The 21,007-nt window shown below is 41.2% G+C and carries 19 protein-coding genes; 16 read left to right on the forward strand and 3 right to left on the reverse strand.

Annotated features, from left to right (window positions below; translation table 11 throughout):
• Positions 1-39: 39 nt before the first annotated feature.
• The 15 genes from DXB39_RS14730 (at position 40) to DXB39_RS01105 (ending at position 16,376) form a co-directional block, all read left to right on the forward strand.
• Positions 40-216, forward strand: coding sequence for a hypothetical protein (locus DXB39_RS14730; RefSeq protein WP_022243374.1), 177 nt, complete (start codon positions 40-42; stop codon positions 214-216).
• A gap of 200 nt (positions 217-416) precedes the next feature.
• A complete protein-coding gene (gene mraZ / locus DXB39_RS01040; protein WP_022243373.1) occupies positions 417-848 on the forward strand; it encodes a division/cell wall cluster transcriptional repressor MraZ in 432 nt (143 codons plus the stop codon).
• A gap of 10 nt (positions 849-858) precedes the next feature.
• Entirely contained in the window at positions 859-1,806 is a 948-nt protein-coding gene (gene rsmH / locus DXB39_RS01045; protein WP_117841201.1) for a 16S rRNA (cytosine(1402)-N(4))-methyltransferase RsmH, read from the forward strand.
• Positions 1,807-1,820: 14 nt separating this feature from the next.
• Complete coding sequence (locus tag DXB39_RS01050; protein ID WP_022243371.1) at positions 1,821-2,309, forward strand: hypothetical protein; 489 nt, start codon at positions 1,821-1,823, stop codon at positions 2,307-2,309.
• Between the two features lie 20 nt (positions 2,310-2,329).
• The gene (locus tag DXB39_RS01055; RefSeq protein ID WP_022243370.1) at positions 2,330-4,366 is read left to right on the forward strand and encodes a peptidoglycan D,D-transpeptidase FtsI family protein; all 2,037 of its coding nucleotides are present in this window, start codon (positions 2,330-2,332) and stop codon (positions 4,364-4,366) included.
• Between the two features lie 68 nt (positions 4,367-4,434).
• Positions 4,435-6,240 carry a peptidoglycan D,D-transpeptidase FtsI family protein gene (locus DXB39_RS01060; protein WP_242997837.1) on the forward strand — a complete coding sequence of 602 codons (1,806 nt, stop codon included), beginning with the start codon at positions 4,435-4,437 and terminating at the stop codon, positions 6,238-6,240.
• 94 nt (positions 6,241-6,334) lie between these two features.
• On the forward strand, positions 6,335-7,288 hold the full coding sequence (gene mraY, locus DXB39_RS01065; protein ID WP_117698314.1) for a phospho-N-acetylmuramoyl-pentapeptide-transferase: 954 nt from the start codon (positions 6,335-6,337) through the stop codon (positions 7,286-7,288).
• A 19-nt stretch (positions 7,289-7,307) separates the two neighbouring features.
• A complete protein-coding gene (gene murD, locus DXB39_RS01070) occupies positions 7,308-8,669 on the forward strand; it encodes a UDP-N-acetylmuramoyl-L-alanine--D-glutamate ligase (protein WP_117841200.1) in 1,362 nt (453 codons plus the stop codon).
• A 6-nt stretch (positions 8,670-8,675) separates the two neighbouring features.
• Entirely contained in the window at positions 8,676-9,797 is a 1,122-nt protein-coding gene (gene ftsW, locus DXB39_RS01075) for a putative lipid II flippase FtsW (RefSeq protein ID WP_117841199.1), read from the forward strand.
• 3 nt (positions 9,798-9,800) lie between these two features.
• Positions 9,801-10,550 carry a cell division protein FtsQ/DivIB gene (locus DXB39_RS01080; protein ID WP_117841198.1) on the forward strand — a complete coding sequence of 250 codons (750 nt, stop codon included), beginning with the start codon at positions 9,801-9,803 and terminating at the stop codon, positions 10,548-10,550.
• 156 nt (positions 10,551-10,706) lie between these two features.
• Positions 10,707-11,942 (forward strand): cell division protein FtsZ, encoded by a 1,236-nt coding sequence (gene ftsZ, locus DXB39_RS01085; RefSeq protein ID WP_022243364.1) that lies wholly within the window; start codon positions 10,707-10,709, stop codon positions 11,940-11,942.
• Between the two features lie 329 nt (positions 11,943-12,271).
• A complete protein-coding gene (locus DXB39_RS01090) occupies positions 12,272-13,072 on the forward strand; it encodes a sigma-E processing peptidase SpoIIGA (RefSeq protein WP_117841197.1) in 801 nt (266 codons plus the stop codon).
• Positions 13,073-13,108: 36 nt separating this feature from the next.
• The gene (sigE, locus tag DXB39_RS01095) at positions 13,109-13,849 is read left to right on the forward strand and encodes an RNA polymerase sporulation sigma factor SigE (protein WP_022243362.1); all 741 of its coding nucleotides are present in this window, start codon (positions 13,109-13,111) and stop codon (positions 13,847-13,849) included.
• 92 nt (positions 13,850-13,941) lie between these two features.
• Entirely contained in the window at positions 13,942-15,546 is a 1,605-nt protein-coding gene (locus DXB39_RS01100) for an MBL fold metallo-hydrolase RNA specificity domain-containing protein (RefSeq protein WP_117841196.1), read from the forward strand.
• A 245-nt stretch (positions 15,547-15,791) separates the two neighbouring features.
• Positions 15,792-16,376 carry a hypothetical protein gene (locus DXB39_RS01105; RefSeq protein WP_117698308.1) on the forward strand — a complete coding sequence of 195 codons (585 nt, stop codon included), beginning with the start codon at positions 15,792-15,794 and terminating at the stop codon, positions 16,374-16,376.
• A gap of 62 nt (positions 16,377-16,438) precedes the next feature.
• Here the strand turns inward: DXB39_RS01105 and DXB39_RS01110 are convergent, their stop codons facing one another.
• On the reverse strand, positions 16,439-17,077 hold the full coding sequence (locus DXB39_RS01110; protein WP_117698307.1) for a lactate utilization protein: 639 nt from the start codon (positions 17,075-17,077) through the stop codon (positions 16,439-16,441).
• Between the two features lie 196 nt (positions 17,078-17,273).
• On the opposite strand from DXB39_RS01110, the gene DXB39_RS01115 reads away from it, so the two are divergent.
• The gene (locus DXB39_RS01115; protein ID WP_117698306.1) at positions 17,274-17,693 is read left to right on the forward strand and encodes a PaaI family thioesterase; all 420 of its coding nucleotides are present in this window, start codon (positions 17,274-17,276) and stop codon (positions 17,691-17,693) included.
• Here DXB39_RS01115 and DXB39_RS01120 read toward each other — a convergent pair.
• Positions 17,688-20,297, reverse strand: coding sequence for an ABC transporter permease (locus DXB39_RS01120; RefSeq protein ID WP_117841195.1), 2,610 nt, complete (start codon positions 20,295-20,297; stop codon positions 17,688-17,690). The two genes, DXB39_RS01115 and DXB39_RS01120, sit on opposite strands and share 6 nt — an antisense overlap.
• The gene (locus tag DXB39_RS01125; protein WP_117698304.1) at positions 20,294-20,977 is read right to left on the reverse strand and encodes an ABC transporter ATP-binding protein; all 684 of its coding nucleotides are present in this window, start codon (positions 20,975-20,977) and stop codon (positions 20,294-20,296) included. Before DXB39_RS01125 ends, DXB39_RS01120 begins: the two co-directional genes overlap by 4 nt.
• Between the last annotated feature and the right edge of the window lie 30 nt (positions 20,978-21,007).

Raw genomic sequence — 21,007 nt, forward strand, 5'->3', positions numbered from 1 at the left:
AACAACACAGAGATGGGACACAGCATAGGAGAAATGCTTATGGATGAAAGGGAAGCACTTCGCATTGCGATTGAACGTGCAAGAATCCGACTGGATGAAGCACTGGAACGAGCGAAAAGTATGGATGAATGCTATGACCTGAGCCTGGAAGTGGACAGACTGATTGAGAACTATGTATCGCTATGTGAGCAAAAAGAACTTGTACCAATAAGATAAAAGTAAAGAGTAAGTGGAAAGAAGTACATTGAGAAATGTGCTTCTTTTTTTGTGCATTTTTATGTGTAGTATATTGATTTTTTCCCAAAAGTGGGGTAATATGTATTCATAAGTGGAGGAAAGTGGTTGAAAATGGCACAAAGTGGTGGATAAGTTGATAACTTTGTGGATAAATAGCAACCGGACTGAGGTGTTTGACAATGTTCATGGGAGAGTACAGTCACAACATAGACGCCAAGGGCAGAATGATTGTTCCTTCCAAATTCAGAGAACAGCTCGGTGATGAGTTTGTAGTAACGAAGGGTTTGGATGGGTGTCTTTTTGTGTACCCAAATGAAGAATGGCAGAACATTGAAGAAAAATTCCGCAACGTACCACTTACCTCAAAAGATGCAAGAAAATTCTCACGTTTCTTCTTTGCAGGAGCAACAACCTGTGAAGTGGACAAGCAGGGAAGAATTCTTCTTCCGGCAGTGTTAAGAGAATTTGCCGGATTAGAGAAAGAAGTCGTATCAGTCGGAGTCTTAAAGCGAATTGAGATTTGGGACAAGAACAGATGGCAGGATACCAATACTTATGATGACATGGATGAAGTTGCAGAGCACATGGCAGAACTTGGCTTGAGTATCTAAAGGAGTGAACATGGAATTTAAACACACATCGGTTCTCTTGCATGAGACCATAGACAATCTGAATATTCGCCCGGACGGAATTTATGTAGATGGAACGCTCGGTGGAGCGGGACATTCTTCCGAAATTGTAAAAAGGCTGAATGAGAACGGAAGGCTGATAGGAATTGACCAGGACGAAGATGCAATTGCAGCAGCCAGTGAGCGGTTAAAGGATTATTCTGATAAAGTAACCATTATCCGCAGCAATTACTGCAATATGAAAGAAGAATTGAATCGTATCGGAGTGACGAAGGTAAATGGAATCCTTCTTGATCTGGGAGTATCTTCCTTTCAGTTAGATACACCGGAGCGTGGATTTACCTACCGGGAGGAAGATGCACCACTGGACATGAGAATGGATCAGCGTCAGACATTAACGGCAAAAGATATTGTAAATGATTACAGTGAATCAGAGCTGTATCGTATCATAAGAGACTATGGGGAAGACCGGTTCGCAAAGAATATTGCAAAGCATATTGTCGCAGCCCGGGCAAAGAAACCAATTGAGACAACCGGAGAGCTGACCGCAATTATCCGGGCATCCATACCGATGAAAGTGCAGAGTACTGGCGGACATCCGGCAAAGAGAACGTTTCAGGCAATTCGTATTGAACTGAATCGTGAGCTGGAAGTCTTATCGGATACCCTGGATGAGATGATAGACCTTTTAGAGGAAGATGGAAGAATCTGTATCATTACCTTCCATTCCCTGGAAGACAGAATTGTAAAGAACATCTTTCGCAAAAATGAAAATCCATGTACCTGTCCGAAAGAATTTCCGGTGTGTGTATGTGGCAGGAAACCAAAAGGAAAAGTAATCACTAGAAAACCGATTCTTCCAACAAAATCTGAAATGGAAGAGAATCCGAGAGCAAAAAGCGCAAAATTAAGAGTATTTGAACGGCATATCAATGACTAGGGAGAGACGTGAAAATGGAGAAGACAAGAAGAAATTATCGAACACAGACTTACATAGATGGAAACACTGTCCGTAAATTAGAAGCTGCACCGGATTATCGCAGAGAACAGGAAGAAAAGCAGCGGGAGGAAATCAGACAGCGCAACAGACGTATGGCGCAGAAGAATCAGGAGAAGTCAGCACATATGGATTTGGGTTATGTGGCATTTTTATCTGTATCGCTGCTGGTTATGTGTGTGGCAGCAGTACTGTATATCCGTCTGCAGTCTGGAATTACAACGCATTTAAAGACAATTTCTGCATTAGAAAGCCAGGTAGCTGAATTAAAGGCAGATAATGATGCGGCAGAAAAAAGAATCGAGACAGCAGTAGATCTTTCAACCATCAAGGATATAGCAATGAACCAGCTTGGCATGAGCTATGCGGGACCGGACCAGATTATACATTATACGGTTGATAAAGAAGATTATATGAATCAGTTTGAGGATATTCCGAATAAGTAGGAAACAAACGTGGTGGTAAAATGGCAGGAAAGAGACGCGGCGGAAAGAAAATAGCAAAATTTAGTAAGAAAATGCAAAAGAAACTTGTAGTGCTGTTTGTAATAATAGCACTACTTTTGTTGGGATTAATTGTAAGATTGATGTATATTGAACACACCAGTGGAAAGAAATACGAAAAGAAAGTATTATCCCAGCAGAAATATGACAGTACGGTCATTCCTTATCAGCGTGGAAATATTACAGACTGCAAGGGAACGATACTTGCAACCAGCGTGGATGTATACAATGTGATATTAGACTGTAAGGTATTAAACAGTGATTCGGCAGATATTGACCCGACCATCGATGCACTGATAACCTGTTTCCCACAGCTGAATGAAACCGATTTACGTAATCTGATTACGGATAAGCCAAAGAGCCAGTACAATGTTCTGGCAAAGAAATTAAGCTATGAAGAGATTCGGGCGTTTGAAGATATGCAGGCGGCAGAAAAGGAAGCTTCCGATAAGAAGAGCGGCGATGCAGAGAAAAAAGGAAAAATTAATGGAGTCTGGTTTGAAAAAGAATACCAGAGAGAATATCCATATGGTTCTCTAGCCAGTGCGGTAGTAGGATTTACTACCAGCGGTAATCTGGGAATGAATGGAGTGGAAAATTCCTATAACAGTGTTTTGAATGGAACCAACGGAAGAGAATATGGTTATCTGAATTCCGACAGTAATTTTGAGAAGACAGTAATCGATGCCCAGAATGGTAATGATGTTACACTGACCATTGATGCAAATATCCAGAAAATCGTAGAAGATAAGATTGCTGCATTTGAAGAAGAATACAGGGATGCAGCAAGAGAAGGTGCTGGAAGTAAACATGTGGGAGTTATTGTAATGAACCCCCAGAATGCTGAAGTGCTTGCCATGGCAAATTATCCAAATTATGACAGTAGTAATCCAAGGGATTTGTCTGCCTATTATACCCAGGAAGAAATTGATGCTATGGATGACGATGCAGAACTGGATGCTTTAAACCAGTTATGGTCTAATTTCTGCATTACTTATACTTATGAACCGGGCTCTACCGTAAAACCTTTTACCGTAGCCTGTGGTCTGGATACCGGAACTTTAGACCCGAACCGTACTTTTATCTGTGATGGATACGAGACGATTTCCGGTCATGACATTCACTGTGTAAATACCAACGGACATGGACTTGAAACAGTAGAAGATGCCTTAAAGAATTCCTGTAATGATGCCCTGATGCAGATGTCTTATGATATCGGACCTGAGAATTTCTCCAAGTATCAGCAGATTTTCGGCTTTGGTACCAAGACAAACATTGATTTACCGGGAGAAGCTAGAACTGATTCCTTAATTTATACCGAAGACCAGCTAAGCACCATTAACCTGGCTACCAATTCCTTTGGACAGAACTTTAATGTTACCATGATACAGGTGGCAAGTGCTTTTTGTTCCATTATTAATGGTGGTAACTATTATCAGCCACATGTGGTAAAGAAAATAACAGATGAAAATGGGAATGTCATACAGGAAGACAATGGAACCTTGTTAAAGAAAACAGTGTCTTCATCTACCAGTGAATTATTAAAACAGTATCTTTATGCAACGGTTTCCGATGGTACCGGAAAATATGCAAAAGTGCCGGGATACTCTATGGGTGGAAAGACCGGAACAGCACAGAAGCTTCCTCGAGGACAGGGAAATTATCTGGTTTCCTTTATCGGTTTTGCACCAGTAGACAATCCGCAGCTTTTGGTATATGTAGTAGTAGACGAACCAAACGCAGAAGAAGAGTTTCACAGTACCTTTGCACAGGAAATCGCAAAGGGAATTTTCGAAGAGACATTGCCTTATCTTAATATTTATCCGGATGAGGACATTGTTGTAACAGAAGAGACAGACCCGGCAGAAGCACCGGCAGATGGAACAACAGATGTTCCGGATTCTGCACCGGAGGATTCTATGGTAGACCAGACACCGGATATTGCAGAGGAAACAGTACCACCGGAGGATGGTTTACAGCCACAGGATGTAGCACAATAGAGAAAACAACATAACCTTGTAAAAGTTGTAATAGATTATAATAACTGCTTTTATGAGGTTATGTTTTTATGTTTCAGCAAAAAATGCAGGAGGAAGAAGAAAACAGATTTTGCATCTATCGGAATAAAACCTTTAACCGACGAAAAATTATGATTATTTTTGTGGCAGCATTACTGCTGATGGTATTTCTGATGGGACGACTGGTGTATCTTATGATATTCTGTTCAGAATACTATGGGGTCCGGGCGGAGAATCTCCATGAAAGAGAAAGGGATATCAAGGCGGCAAGAGGAAATATTTATGACAGAAATGGTGTGGTTTTAGCAGAAAATAAGACGGTATGTACGATTTCTGTGATTCACAGCCAGATAGAAGACCCGGAAAAGGTAATTGCAGTTTTAACAAAAGAGCTTGGCATGTCAGAAGAGACAGTGCGGAAGCGGGTAGAGAAGGTTAGTTCCATTGAACGGATTAAGACGAATGTGGAGAAAGAAACCGGAGATGCGATTCGATCTTATGAACTGGCGGGCGTGAAGATCGATGAAGATTATAAACGGTATTATCCTTATAATGAACTGGCTTCTAAAGTAATCGGATTTACTGGCGGGGACAATCAGGGAATTATCGGAATAGAAGTAAAATATGATGAATATCTGGAGGGCATCAATGGAAAGATACTTACATTGACAGATGCCAGAGGCGTAGAGATCAAAAATGCCGGAGAGCGGCGGAGTGAGCCGGTAGAAGGAGATGACCTTTATTTAAGTCTTGATTATAATATCCAGATGTATGCAGCGCAGGCGGCAGTAAAGGTGCGGGAGGAAAAACAGGCAGATAGTGTCAGCATCCTTGTGATGAACCCACAGAACGGCGAAATTCTTGCTATGGTAAATGAACCGGAGTTTAATCTCAATGAACCTTTTGCCTTAAATACGGAGAATGACACGGAATTGAGCGAAGAGGAGAAGCAGGATGCTTTAAATAAAATGTGGAGAAACCAGTGCATCAATGACACTTATGAACCGGGATCCACTTTTAAGATAATAACAGCATCCGCAGCCTTGGAGGAGGGAAAAGTAAGTCTTTCTGACCAGTTTAACTGTCCGGGATATAAGATTGTGGAGGACAGGAGAATCCGATGCCATAAAGTGGGAGGGCATGGGGCAGAGGATTTTACCCATGGCATTATGAATTCCTGCAACCCGGTGTTCATAGAAATCGGACTTCGTATCGGTTCCGACCGCTTCTGCGATTATTTTGAACAGTTTGGTTTATTATCCAGGACAAATATAGATTTACCGGGGGAAGCATCCACCATTATGCATAAAAGAGAAAATATCGGTCAGGTGGAGCTTGCAACCATGTCCTTTGGGCAGTCCTTCCAGATTACACCGATTCAGCTTGCAACTACGGTTTCCTCTATTATAAATGGAGGAAACCGTGTGACGCCGCATTTTGGCGTGGAGACGAAAAATGCAGAAGGAGAAGTGACACATACTTTTGTCTATGGACAAAAGGAACATATTGTAAGCGAAGAAACTTCCACCACCATGCGCTATTTGCTGGAAAAAGTAGTATCTGAGGGCAGTGGAAAGAATGCGGCTCTTGAAGGCTTTTCTATTGGCGGCAAAACCGCAACGTCCCAGACGCTTCCACGTAGTGAAAAAAGGTATATTTCTTCTTTTTTAGGCTTTGCTCCGGCTGACGATCCGCAGGTACTTGCCTTAATTATTATCAATAATCCACAAGGCGTTTATTATGGTGGAACCATAGCAGCACCGGTCTGCCGGGATTTGTTTTCCAATATTCTGCCATATCTTGGCATTGAGCAGGCACTGGTTACAGAAGATGCGGAAATTCAGGAAAATCCGTGAAACTTTGGGAAGATATCTTGCAGGAAATCTCTAAATAACGTATACTAGATAAGTTGAAATGATATACAAAAAGAAAATAAAAAGAGGTGCAGTTATGACGTATCATGTTATTCTTCCGGTTATTATCGCTTTTGCAGTGAGTGCATTGTTAGGACCGGTCGTAATTCCTTTTTTAAGAAGATTGAAAGTTGGTCAGACGGAGCGGAAAGAGCTTGAATCCCATCAGAAGAAAATGGGAACCCCTACCATGGGTGGATTGATGATTATCGCAAGTATTATTGTAACCAGTCTGATTTATGTAAAAGATTATCCGAAGATTATTCCGATTCTCTTTATGGTAGTAGGATTTGGCGTAATTGGATTTTTAGATGATTATTTGAAGGTTGTACTGAGACGGTCGGATGGACTGCTTGCATGGCAGAAAATGTTATGCCAGCTTGTAGTGACCACTGTTTTTGTGGTATACATGGTGAAGTTTTCAGATGTTTCCCTTACAATGCTGCTTCCATTTTCCGGTGGAAAATACTGGAATATTGGCTGGCTTGCAATTCCGGTCATGTATTTTGCAGTAATCGGAACTGTAAACGGAGTCAACTTTACCGATGGCTTAGATGGTCTTGCTACCAGCGTAACCATTATCGTAGCAACCTTCTTTACTGTAGTTGCAGTGGGAACCAACAGCGGAATCGAACCGATTACCTGTGCTGTAGTAGGTGCATTGATGGGATTCCTTCTGTTTAATGTATATCCGGCAAGTGTATTTATGGGAGATACCGGTTCTCTTGCACTGGGTGGATTTGTGGCAGCTACCGCATATATGCTTCAGATGCCAATTTTCCTTCTGATTGTGGGACTGATTTATCTGGTAGAAGTATTATCTGTTATCATTCAGGTAACCTATTTTAAAAAAACAGGTGGAAAGAGAATTTTCCGTATGGCTCCGATTCATCACCACTTTGAATTAGGTGGCTGGTCAGAGACCAGGGTAGTGGCAGTATTTTCAATTGTAACAGCAATCTTATGTCTGGTTGCATTGATTGGATTATAAAGAGACAGGAGTGAATAAAATGGAATTTCAGGAGAAAAATGTACTGGTATTTGGCTCTGGGAAAAGTGGAATTGCTGCAGCAGAGCTGTTAGAAAAACAGAATGCGAATATTTTCGTTTTTGAAGGAAATGAAAAGCAGAGTGTAGCAGAAATCAAAGAAAAATCGGAGAGCTTTGCCAAGGCAGAAATCTATGTGGGCACCCTTCCGGAAGAAGTGATGGATAAACTGGATTTTGTTGTGTTAAGTCCGGGTGTTCCAACCGATTTACCATTGGTAAATGCCATGCGTGATAAGAAAATTACGATTATTGGTGAGATTGAGCTTGCTTATCAGGTGGCAAAAGGAAAAATCCTTGCAATTACAGGAACGAATGGCAAGACGACAACCACTACACTGGTGGGAGAAATTTTATCCAATTACTTTAAGGATGTAAAAGTCGTAGGAAATATTGGAATTCCATATACATCGGTAGCGGCAGATACCACAGAAGAAACGGTAACAGCAGCAGAAATCAGCAGTTTCCAGTTAGAGACAATTGTAGATTTTGCTCCGGATGTATCTGCTATTTTAAATATTACACCGGATCATCTGAACCGTCATCATACCATGGAAAATTATATTAAGGCAAAAGAGGACATTACAAAGAATCAGAAAGCAAACGATGTCTGCGTCTTAAATTATGAGGATGAAGTACTTCGCAAATTTGGGGAATCCTTATCCATGAAAGTGCTCTGGTTTGACAGTAAAAAGCCGGTACAGAATGGATGTTATTTAAGTGGTGAGAAGATTATTTATGTCTCTGAGGGCAAAGAGGAAGAAGTCATTGATGTCAATGAGCTAAATATTCTTGGAACCCATAATTATGAAAATGTTATGGCGGCAGTTGCCATGACCATAAGTATCGGAGTACCGATGGATGTCATTGTAAAAACACTGCGTGAGTTCCAGGCAGTAGAGCATAGAATTGAATATGTTACGGAGAAACGTGGCGTAAAATTCTATAACGATTCCAAGGGAACAAACCCGGATGCAGCGATTAAGGGAATTCAGGCAATGAACCGTCCGACACTTCTCATTGGCGGTGGCTATGATAAGCAGTCTGAATATGATGAATGGATAGAAAGCTTCGATGGTAAAGTAAAGAAATTAGTATTAATCGGAGTAACAAAAGAGAAGATTGCAGACTGTGCAAAGAGACATGGATTTACAGAGTATGTATTCGCAGACAGTCTCGAAGAGGCCGTAAATATCTGCTATGACAATGCAGTTTCCGGTGATGCCGTATTATTATCACCGGCATGTGCAAGCTGGGATATGTTTAAAAGCTACGAAGAACGAGGAAGAATATTTAAGGATTTGGTGCGCAATTTAAAGGAGTAGTGATTTATGGGCCGCAGACCGGGAAGAAAATCAGGCACAAAAGAAAAGACAATTAAATATTTTGACTATACACTTTTGTTTGTTATTATTTTCTTAGTGTGTTTTGGTCTGGTTATGCTGTACAGCACCAGTTCTTATAATGCACAGATTGAGTATGGCGATGGAACTCATTATCTAAAGCGGCAGGCATTTGCATGCTGCCTTGGATTTGCTGCCATGTTTGTGATTTCCAAGATTGATTATCATGTGTGGAAGAGACTGTATGGTGTGGCATACATAGGCGCATTTTTACTGTGCGTTTCCGTTATCTTTTTAGGATCGAATGGAAATGGTTCTACCAGATGGTTCCGCCTTGGTCCGCTTTCTTTCCAGCCATCTGAGTTTGCAAAGCTTGCTGTCATTATTTTTCTTGCAACGGTAATCAGCCGCATGCAAAAGAAGATTGGCGATCTGAAGGAACTGATGAAGGTAATGGTTTTACTGCTTCCGCTGGTTGGACCGGTTGCTTATACGAACTTAAGTACCGCGATTATCATTGTGGGTATCGCAGTGGCAATGGCGTTCGTGGCAAGCCCGAAATATGCGCAGTTTGTGGGAATGGCAATCGCAGTATTCGCTTTCGGAGCAGTCTTTATTGTACTGGCAAGCTATCGTGCAGAACGTATCAAAATCTGGCTCCATCCGGAGAATTATGATAAAGGTTATCAGACCATGCAGGGCTTATATGCCATTGGTTCTGGAGGACTTTTTGGAAAAGGACTTGGTGCCAGTATGCAGAAGCTTGGGTTCGTACCGGAAGCGCAGAATGATATGGTATTTTCCATCATCTGTGAGGAACTTGGATTATTCGGAGCAATCTGCCTGATTTTGCTGTTTATCTTAATGCTGTGGCGTTTTATGGTAATTGCCAATAATGCGAAAGATTTATATGGTGCATTGCTGGTGGTTGGTATTATGGCTCACATTGCCATTCAGGTAATCCTTAATATCGCCGTTGTAACCAACAGTATTCCAAATACCGGTATCACACTTCCTTTTATCAGTTATGGTGGTACTTCGGCATCATTCCTCTTAGCAGAAATGGGACTTGCGTTAAGTGTTTCCAGAGGAATTCAGTTGGAGGGATAGGATATGATACGAGAAGAACGCAGAAAGAAGAGAAGAAGAAAACATATCCTGATTGGATTTCTGACTACACTGTTGATTCTGGCACTGGCAGCACTCATTGTAATCAAGGTATTTACCGTAAAAAATGTCGAAGTAGAAGGCAATAAATTATACAGTGATGAGCAGATTAAGGAATGGGTCTTAAATGATGACTATTCCTGGAATACATTATATGTATATTTTAAATATCGTTTCTTTGATACACAGAAAGTTCCGTTTATTGATACGATGGAGGTGAGTGTCAAATCACCGCATACCCTTCATGTAGAAGTATATGAAAAAGGACTGCTGGGCTACTTATATATGGATTCCCTGGGACAGAATGTCTATTTTGACAAAGATGGCTTTGTAGTGGAAATGTCTACAGATGTCATCGAAGGAGTACCGCAGATTACCGGACTGGCTTGTGGGGAAGCAGTACTTTATGAAAAGCTTGACGTAAGCGGAAAAGATACCCTAAAGGATTTGCTGGCAGTAACCCAGACCTTAAAGAAGTATAATCTGGTTCCGGATACCATCAATTATGATGACCAGGGAAATGTAACCCTGCAGTACGGAACGATTACGGTGAATCTTGGACAGGCAACCAGCCTTACGGAAAAAGTAGTTCGTATGGAGAAAATTATGCCAAATCTGGAAGGACTTACAGGCATTCTTCATCTGGAAGACTGGACAGAAGATACCACAGATATTACTTTTGAAAAGACGGCGTAATTTTTTCAAAAAAACAGAAAATATAGGTTGATTATTTTTACGAAAAATTATATGATAGAGTATATGAGTAAATAAAGGCATACTTTTTATGAGAAATCTGTAAAGCAGATTTCTCATAGATTACATATAGAATGAGGGAGAGAAGGAGGAACTACCTTGCTTGAAATTAAAACAACAGAAGCAGAATCCAGTGCTAAAATTATTGTAATTGGTGTTGGTGGTGCAGGTAATAATGCAGTAAATAGAATGATTGATGAAAATATTGGTGGTGTTGAGTTTGTTGGAGTAAATACCGATAAACAGGCATTACTTTTATGTAAAGCACCTACGTTGATTCAGATTGGTGAGAAGCTTACCAAAGGACTTGGAGCAGGAGCACAGCCGGAGGTTGGAGCCAAAGCTGCAGAAGAGAGTATGGAAGAGTTGTCAGCAGCTATTGAAGGTGCAGATATGGTATTCGTAACCTGTGGTATGGGTGGCGGAACCGGTACAGGAGCAGCTCCTGTTGTGGCAAAGATTGCAAAGGATCAGGGAATTCTTACCGTTGGTGTTGTAACTAAGCCGTTTAAATTTGAAGCAAAAGCAAGAATGGTAAATGCTTTAAGCGGTGTTGACAAGCTTCGTGAGAATGTAGATACCTTGATTGTAATTCCAAATGATAAATTATTAGAGATTGTAGACCGCAGAACAACCTTCCCGGATGCATTAAAGAAAGCAGATGAGGTGCTTCAGCAGGCGGTTCAGGGAATCACAGACCTGATTAATATGCCGGCATTGATTAACCTTGACTTCGCAGATGTTCAGACTGTTATGAAGGACAAGGGTCTTGCACATATCGGTATCGGTATGGCTAAGGGTGATGATAAGGCAATTGAGGCAGTCAAACTGGCTGTTACCAGTCCATTGCTTGAGACAACTATCAATGGAGCAAGCCATGTTATTATCAATATTTCCGGTGATATTTCTCTTATGGATGCCAATGATGCAGCAAGCTATGTAGAAGATCTTGCCGGCGATAATGCAAATATTATCTTTGGTGCAAAATATGATGAGACTATGACAGATGCTGCAACGATTACTGTAATTGCAACAGGACTGGAAGAGAATGCAGCAAAAACCACTGCATCTTCTAATCTTATGTCCGGATTGAAATATCCAAATACAGCAGCAACCACCAGACCGGTCATTAATTCCGGACTTGTAAACCGTACTGCTAATGTTACAACCAACAGCAGTTTCGGAGCAACATCTACTCTGGGACAGACTGCTGCACAGCAGCCGGCTCCGGCAGCTTCTCCATTTATTGGAATTACCAAACCAAAGAGACCGGAAAGCACTGTTCATGAGAAGGATATTAAAATTCCGGAGTTCTTAAAGAGTACCAAAAAATAAGAACTATCATTTTGAAAAGGATAGCAATAAAATTATAGTGTAAGAGTAGAAAAGGAATTTGAAGTTCCTGTATGATACGACGCTTAGAACATTTGAAATGTACCAGATACTGGTGACAGCCATTGTTCTAAGCGTTTTTTGCGTTGTCAGGCATCCGTAAGAAGCTGCCGGTGGCAGCTTCTGTAGGTAAGATTTGCAGAGTGCATTACGTTTCTTTTGCAACTTCCCTGCCGGGCAGTCGGATTCTGTCAATGAAATGAAAGAATGGCGGCATCTGTTTTGACAAAATATGCAGAGGAAAGTTTGTATAATGCAGGAAAGGAAGGGAGGTGGCATGTATTTATGAGATATATTTAGATGTTCTTTTTGTCAATAATTTCCTGATGGATGTGCTGAATCTGTTCCTGACAGGCATTTTTTTGCGGAATCTCATACATAAGGGCAGGATACTGCTTGCTGCCTTATTTGGAAGTGGTATGGGAGTCATTTGTTTTCTGATGCTTTCATCCTATAGATTGTATCGGCTGATTATGTATGTACCGGTTCCGCTTGGCATGGTTATGATTGCATTTTTTACGAGGAAACATACGACACAAAGAGTCGCTTTTCTGATAAAAAACTGGCTTGGCTGTTTTTTGTTTTCGATTCTGACAGGAGGCTGCATGCAGTGGCTCAATAAGAGCCTTTTTTATGGGCAGCATTTTTATCTGGCAATGGTGCTGACGGCGGGAATTGCTGTGTCAGCATCCATAATATGGCGCAGCAGAAAGGAGAGAAGCCGGCATCTTTATCAGGTGCGTCTTTGCTATCATGAACATGAATTGCTGTTAGAAGCCTATTATGATACCGGAAATCTGCTGATCGACCCCTATGTGGGAAAACCGGTCAGTATCATAGATAAAGAGCTTCTGATGCCGATTTTCCGGGAAGATGAGCCGGTAGTACGACTGTTGCCATTTAGCAGTATGGGAGAGAAAAACGGCTTGGTAGAAGCACTTACCGTAGAAGAACTTTATATTAAAGAAGGAAAAAAAGAGCGGCAGATTTTACAGGCGGTGATTGCACTTGGAAGTCCATCGTTGTTTCAAAAGAAGGAATATCAGATGATTTTAAATTGCCATCTGCTATAGGATGGAATGTGAATAAGAGAGGAAAGAGGAGTTGTAATGTATTTAAAAGTAGATATACCGGAGCATTTTCAGTTTCGCATTGTGCGTAGTTTAAAAGATATGCTGCTTCGTAAGGAGACGGAGATTCACTATATCGGAGGGGCAGAGGTGCTGCCGCCACCGCTTCCGGCGAAAGAGGAAATGGAATGTATCGGACAATTGGTGAAAGAGCAGAGTGAGACTGCAAGAAAGAAATTAATCGAGCATAATCTGAGACTTGTAGTATACATAGCGAAGAAATTTGACAATACGGGAGTAGGAGTGGAGGATTTGATTTCTATTGGAACCATCGGATTAATCAAGGCAATTAATACTTTTAATCCGGAAAAAAATATCAAGCTTGCAACCTATGCCTCCCGATGTATTGAAAATGAAATTCTGATGTATCTGCGTAGAAATAATAAGACGAAATTAGAGGTATCCATTGATGAGCCGTTAAATGTGGACTGGGACGGAAATGAATTATTACTTTCGGATATTTTAGGAACAGATGAAGATGTCATTTACCGGGATATTGAAACTGAGGTTGAAAAGAAGCTTTTGAATAAAGCAATTGAGCATTTAAGCGGCAGGGAGCGGACGATTATTGAACTGCGGTTTGGCATCAATTCGAAAAATGATAATGAACTGACCCAGAAAGAGGTGGCGGATTTATTAGGAATTTCCCAGTCCTATATTTCCAGGCTGGAGAAAAAGATTATGAAACGATTGAAGAAAGAAATTGTGCGATTTGAATAAAAAACGAATAAAATGTATACATTTTTTGTCCAATATGATAAAATGATACTATCATAAGTTCGACAATAAAGAGATGGCGAGGAGATGGTATTATGTTATTGGAGTTTTTAGGGGCTGCACATGAAGTAACTGGAAGTTGTCATTTTCTGCAATGTCAGGATAAGCGGATACTGGTGGATTGTGGTATGGAGCAGGGACCGGATTTATATGTGAATCAGGAGATTCCGGTGAATGCATCTAATATTGATTATGTGTTTGTAACACATGCCCATATCGACCATTCAGGCTTACTTCCATTGCTGTATAGTCATGGATTCCGGGGACAGATATTTGCGACAACAGCAACCAGCGAACTTTGTAATATCATGTTAAAGGACAGTGCACACATCCAGATGTTTGAAGCAGAGTGGAGAAACCGTAAGGCCAGGAGAGCCGGATTACCGGAAGTAGTGCCTCTTTACGATATGGATGATGCACAGGGGGTTTTAGAGCATTTTGTACCATGTGATTACAATAAAATCATTGAAATCTGTGATGGAGTAAAAATCCGGTTTGTAGATGCAGGACATCTTCTTGGTTCATCCAGCATTGAGGTATGGCTGACGGAAGAAGATAAGACTGTGAAAATTGTATTTTCCGGAGATATCGGTCATGGCAATAAGCCATTGATTAAAAATCCGCAGTTTATCGATGAAGCAGATTATGTATTGATTGAATCAACTTATGGTGACCGGATACATGCAGATCCGCCGGATTATGCACCGGAACTTGCGGCAGTAATTAAGCGGACATTTGCAAGAGGTGGTAATCTTGTCATTCCGGCATTTTCTGTAGGTCGTACACAGGAAATGCTATATCATCTGCGACGGATTAAGACAGAACATCTGCTGCCGGAGTTTGAAGATTTTGAGGCCTATATCGACAGCCCGCTGGCTGTGGAAGCAACAAATATTTTCCATAAGAGTGTAGAAGACTGCTTCTCTGATGAGGCAAAGAAATTAGTGGAGCAGGGTATTAATCCGATTGGATTCCCGGGACTGAAAACGTCTGTTACCAGTGATGAATCCAAAATGATTAACTTCAGCAAGAAACCATTGGTTATCATTTCTGCTTCCGGTATGTGTGAGGCTGGCCGTATCCGCCATCATTTAAAACATAATTTGTGGAGACCGGAAAGCACGATTCTGTTTGTAGGATATCAGGTACCTGGAACCTTGGGTCATGCACTTTTGAATGGAGCCAAAGAAGTAAAACTTTTCGGTGAAAATATTCAGGTACATGCAGAAATTTTAAATCTTCCTGGTATCAGTGGCCATGCAGACCGTGATATGCTGACAAAATGGGCATCTGCATTTAAAAATCCACCAAAGCGTGTCTTTGTGGTACATGGTGAGGATAAGGTCTGTGATGAATTTGCAGAGCATCTGCATACGGAATTAGGCTATCAGGCGGTTGCACCATATAGTGGTGATACCTATGACTTATTAGAAAATGTCTGTGTTCATGAAGGAAGCCGTGAACTGGTTGAAAAGAAGAAAGACAAACCGGCAAAGGCATCCTCTAATGTGTTTGCAAGACTGCTGGCGGCGGGTCAGAGGCTGCTTAGTGTCATTCAGAAGAATGAAGGTATCCCAAATAAAGATCTTGCGAAATTTGCTGACCAGATTAATTCTCTGGCAGATAAGTGGGACAGATAGGAAGTTGAAAAGGAACTTGGAAATAAAGAAATAGAAAAGTATCATGAAAAGTAACCAGAAAAGACATTCGTATCCGGGAAAATGCCGGTGCGGATGTCTTTTTTTACTCGAGAAACTCGCAAAGCGTGTTTCTCGCTACTTGCTGTCAAGCATTTACAAATGACTATGGAAAAAGAAGAAATATTCCGATATATAAGTGTAAGATAAAATGCAAGGAACAGATTACGAAATCAGGAGGAGATGCGATGGCAGTCAGACTGAATTTATTTTCCAATACGGAGCAGGATACAAAGAAGGTATCTACGGTGGAGGAATTGCCGCAGTATATGCTGAAATGCATTTATGATAATAATGTGGCAGAAGAAAGTGAAGAAGCAAAACAGGAAAAAATGGCGAAAATCAAACGGAAATTAGAGGCTGGAAAGAAGCTGACCAAAGAAGAACTTTCATGGCTTCAAAGAAATGACCCCATTGCATATGCCCATGCGATACGGATTCAGATGATTGCAGAGGAAGTGGAGAACGAGCTGAAAACTGCAAAGAGCAAAGAAGAAGCAAACCGTATTGTATCCACCGCTGTTTCCGGTATATCGGACAATGATCCGGATAAGGAATATATTGTAGCAGCAGTAAACAGGGTGTCAGATGAATTCCATAAATCCGGTGCCTATAGCAGACTGCCGGGAACTCAGGAAAGTGCAGAAAAGAGAAAGCAGAAAAAGGAAAATGGGATTTCTTTCAAGCGAGAGGATGAAAAGGAAGAACTGATGAACTGGAGTCCGTTGCAGGAAGTCATTGAGAAACTACCGACATTTACAGCCGGAGCATAGGATAAAATAAAAATCCGCATATCAGAGTATATCTGGTATGCGGATTTTTTTATGAAATCGTATTAATATCCTAATTCCTCTCCGATGAGAATTACTTTGATTCTTCCCGGAATACCACTTCTTCTGGTGATAACAACCTGATTACAGATACACTCCGGTGAGAGGCAGTCGGCACATGTTCCGGTGAGTGCACATGGCGTTTTCTTGCTAAGGCGGATGCAGTTGGCAGGAGTAGCAGTATTATGTACCCGGTCAAGAGCGTCGTCAACTGTTTTTACAACCTTATTCATACCGGCCATAACGATGACTTCCTTCGGGCCATAGATGAGTGCTGCAACCCGGTTGCCATTTCCGTCAATATTGACAAGCTGTCCGTCAGAAGTGATTGCATTGGAACTCATAAAATAATAATCTGCATTCAGACACTGATGATAAATTGCAGTTGTTTCTTCCGGTGTGGCAGCTTTGCTTCTGTCATAAAGAGTGATGTCAGTCTTATTTTGCAGAGCAGCCATCATACCACTTTCGGTTAAAGTCATGGAACCGCCAAAACCAACGGTTGCCTGTGTCGGCAGCATGGAAGTGGCAAGTGCAACGGCTTCTTCTTTGGTGGCACAGTAATATGCGTCAATCTGTCTTTTCTTGAATTTTTCAATCATGGACGTAGCGAGTGTTTCATAAAATTGTTTCTTTGGATCCATAAAGATACCTCCTTGATGCGTAAGTGTATGGTGAGAAAAATTCTTAATATACACCATACAAAATATATTACATCATAGGATGGGGATTTGGCAATCCGAAAAGTCAGATAGATTGTTTCATTGACAAAAAACATAAATGAGCACAAAATGGGTACAAATAAAGGATAAAAGATACATGTAAGAAAAGAGGAACCAAATGCAAAATAAAATTACAATAGAAGAATGCCAGAAATTATTAGAGCAGAATCCCTTTGGAAGTCTGCTGCAGATGAAGATAACAGAGGCAGAACTTGGAAGGGTAAAGGCAGAACTGCCATTCAAAAAAGAGTTTACAAATATCTATGGAGATTTGCACGGCGGAGTACTGTATTCGGCAGTGGATACCATATGCGGAATTGCGGCAGGAACCTATGGATATTATGTGACTACTGTGGACGGACAGATCCGCTATTTAAAAGCGGCGCGTGCAACAGAATATGTTACATGCACCGCCAAAGTGGTAAAACCCGGAAGGAACCTCACAGTAGTAGCATTTGAAATTACAGATGCCAATGGAATGCTTTTAAATACCGGTGATTTTACCTTTTATAATCTGAAAGAAAAAGAGATTTTATAAATTTTCATTTTTTAATGCATCCATGATATTTTCAGAAGAAAGCTTACGCATGGAATAAATCATGGTTGCAGCAACGACGACAAACACACTGCCAATGGCAATGACAAAGCTATACCATGGAATAAAGAATCCAAAGTCGATTCCATCACTGACTGCCCGATAAATAAGCCAGGTGATTCCAATAGAAGCCGGAAGTCCGTAAAGGAGTCCCTTGCAGCCATAGAGCAGACATTCAAACTGCATCATTTTTCGGAAGCCCTTCGGAGAAAGACCGATGGACTTTAACATGGCAAATTCACGTTTTCGTAAAATAATATTGGTAGAAATCGTGTTAAATACATTGGCTGCCGCTATCAGGGAAATTAGTGTAATAAATCCATAGGAAAAAATATTGATAACGGTAATCATGGCACGCTCATTTTCAATGGAATCCATATAATCATAGATATCAGCAGAAATATTTTCGTTGTCAAAGAGTGTATTTAAGTCGGTCTGTACCTGTTTGTGATTATCTGTTTTTATATAGTATGAATTTTCCAGTGAACTATCCGGGTTCTGGCTGAGTGCCTGCCAGAGAGCATCCTTACAGGAATATGGAAAAATAAATTTTGCATTATCGGAAGGAGCACTGACACCGAAAGGAATGGTATCACTGAAAGCACCAGCGGTGACGGTGCAGGTATTTTTCACATCTTCGTCTAAAGCGGATAATACAATATCCTGCGAAGAAGGATTGGCGAAAATATTAATGTCATAGTATTTGTCATTGAATACATGAAGCCGGTCAATCAATACACCCGTTGGATGATCAGAATTCTGATAATCGGAAGGATTTTCCCCGATTTCTTTTAAATAATCTTCAAATAAATGATCCTCCACGAAATAAATCAAAGTGGTAAGCTCACAGGAGTCATCTGCCAGGAGTGTATTGCTGTAATAAGCCTGTTCATAATCAGAATAGAAACTTTCAAATTCTTTCGAACAGTCTTCTTTGGCTACAGTAAAGCAGGCAGCGAAGCTGGCACCGTAAGAAGCCTTATCTACACCATCTAAAGCGCGGATTTTTGTTAAAAGCGTATCCGGGTCATAGTTATTTTCGGAATATATCGTGCAGGAAAGTTCATAGCCGTTTCCGTTATAAATGCTGCCGGCGGAACGTGTCAGATAAGCACAAAAGCTGCTGGCAGAAATAAACAGTACAATACTTAAGAAAAGTGAGATAACAGTAGCACGGTATTTGCTGCGGCTTCGTTTATAGTTTTTGGCAGCAAGCATTCCTTCAAAGCCAAATAATTTTTCCGTAAGTGGAAATGTATGCACTTTTTTGGAACGGATGTTAATATCACTGGTCTGCCGGATGGCTTCTAAGGCAGATAACTTCATGGATTTCCGTGCCGGCAGGTAAGCAGAAATCAATACCGTAATAAAAGCGAGGGTGACGGCAAGCAAAATTCCGGCAACGGATGGCTGCAGGGTCAGGTGCAGTGTGGTTTCGCTTCGGTACAGCATGGCAAGAGTATCACCAGTGAAATAGAAGGTAATGCCAATGCCAACTAAACCGAAGAAGATTCCAAGCGGAATACCGATAAGACACAGGAAAGCCGCTTCAAACAGGATGCTGTGAATCATCTGGTGTCTGGTTGCACCAAGGGATGAAAGCAGACCAAATTGTCTGGTTCGTTCGCTGATAGAAATGGAAAATGCATTATAAATCAGTGAGATAGACCCAAGTACGATAATTGCAATCAAAATAACCGCAAGACTGGTGACGGTGCGGTTTAAGGAATCCTCCATGGATGCTCCGTCAAGCCGCAGTAAATCATAGTTCATGGTATAAGAATATGGTGCATTCTGCTCTAAAAAACTGGATACATCCTTGCTGTTATGAAGACAGAAGTAAATATCCTGATAGGATGTCCGGGCAGAAGAAAGAGTCAGTGCTGTATAACCCGGAGCATGAAAGCTTTCAAAGGAAGGTCTGCTGTAAAAACCTACCACCTGATAGGTTTTTGGTTCCGTATTTGTGATGGTTTCTAACGGAATTACTTTTCCGTCTTTTGCTTTTTCTGACTTATTACCAAGCAGTGAAGTGTTATTATCTAAAACAAAACCGTCTTCATCGACACGTTCTCCGACATCCAGGGTAATTTCATCATTTAAGTTATAAGCAATGCCTCCGTCATAGGCAAGGTGCTCTGGAAGCAGAAGCTCAGAATCGTTTTCCGGCATCCGTCCTTTCGTGATGTGTACCGGAAGAAGAGTAGTAACATCATCCGTTACACCGCAGATATAAAGGTATGGTTTGTATTGGTTGGCAGAATCGGTAAGATTGGCATATCCAATATATTTTAAAGAAACAGAAGACTCGATTTCGTCATGGGAGAGGAAATCTTTTGCTTCTGATGGGGTGACATGAAAAGCGGCACCCTGCCAGCAGCCTTCTGTATCAATGGTATATTCCTTCATAAATGCATGAAGGGAACTGATGCTGCTGGTAACTGCAGTAAACATGGCAGTAGAGAGAATAATTCCGATAATCGTGACGATGGTACGGGTTTTATTCTTTTTTAAATTGGTGAGTGTGATTTTGTGAAAGATATTCATGCACGAATCACCTCGTCCCGTGTAATTTTACCGTCTTCGATGGCAATGATACGGTCTGCCTGAAGGGCAATGTTTTCATCATGGGTAATGACAATTAAGGTCTGGTTAAATTTCTGGTTGGAATATTTTAAGAGTTCCACAATTTCCTGGCTGTTTTTGGAATCTAAGTTTCCGGTAGGCTCATCGGCTAAGACAACAGCAGGAGCGTTCATTAAAGCACGGCCGATGGAGACACGCTGCTGCTGACCACCGGAAAGCTGGTTTGGAAGATGATTTTCCCGCCCTTTTAAAGAGAGAATTTCCAGCAGTTCATTTAAATGCTCTTTGTTGACCGGGCGTCCATCCATGCGGACAGGAAGTGTCATATTTTCAATGACATTCAGTACCGGAATCAGATTATAGAACTGATAAATCAGCCCGACCTGCCGTCTGCGGAAGATGGCAAGCTGTTCCTCCTTTTGCGCGTAGACATCAGTGCCCTCCATATAGACTTTGCCGGAGGTTGGTGTATCGACACCGCCTAAAATGTGAAGCAGTGTGGATTTGCCGGAACCGGATGGCCCGATGATAGCGAGAAATTCGCCTTTGTTGACAGAAAAAGAAACGTGGTCTAGGGCAACCACCTGATTTTCTCCTGTTCCATAGATTTTGGTAAGATTTTCAGCTCGTAAGATTTCCATAAGTAACTCCTTTCCATTTGATGCGATTCT

This window comes from Roseburia sp. OM03-7AC (assembly GCF_003462625.1).
Taxonomy (GTDB): domain Bacteria; phylum Bacillota; class Clostridia; order Lachnospirales; family Lachnospiraceae; genus Roseburia_C; species Roseburia_C amylophila.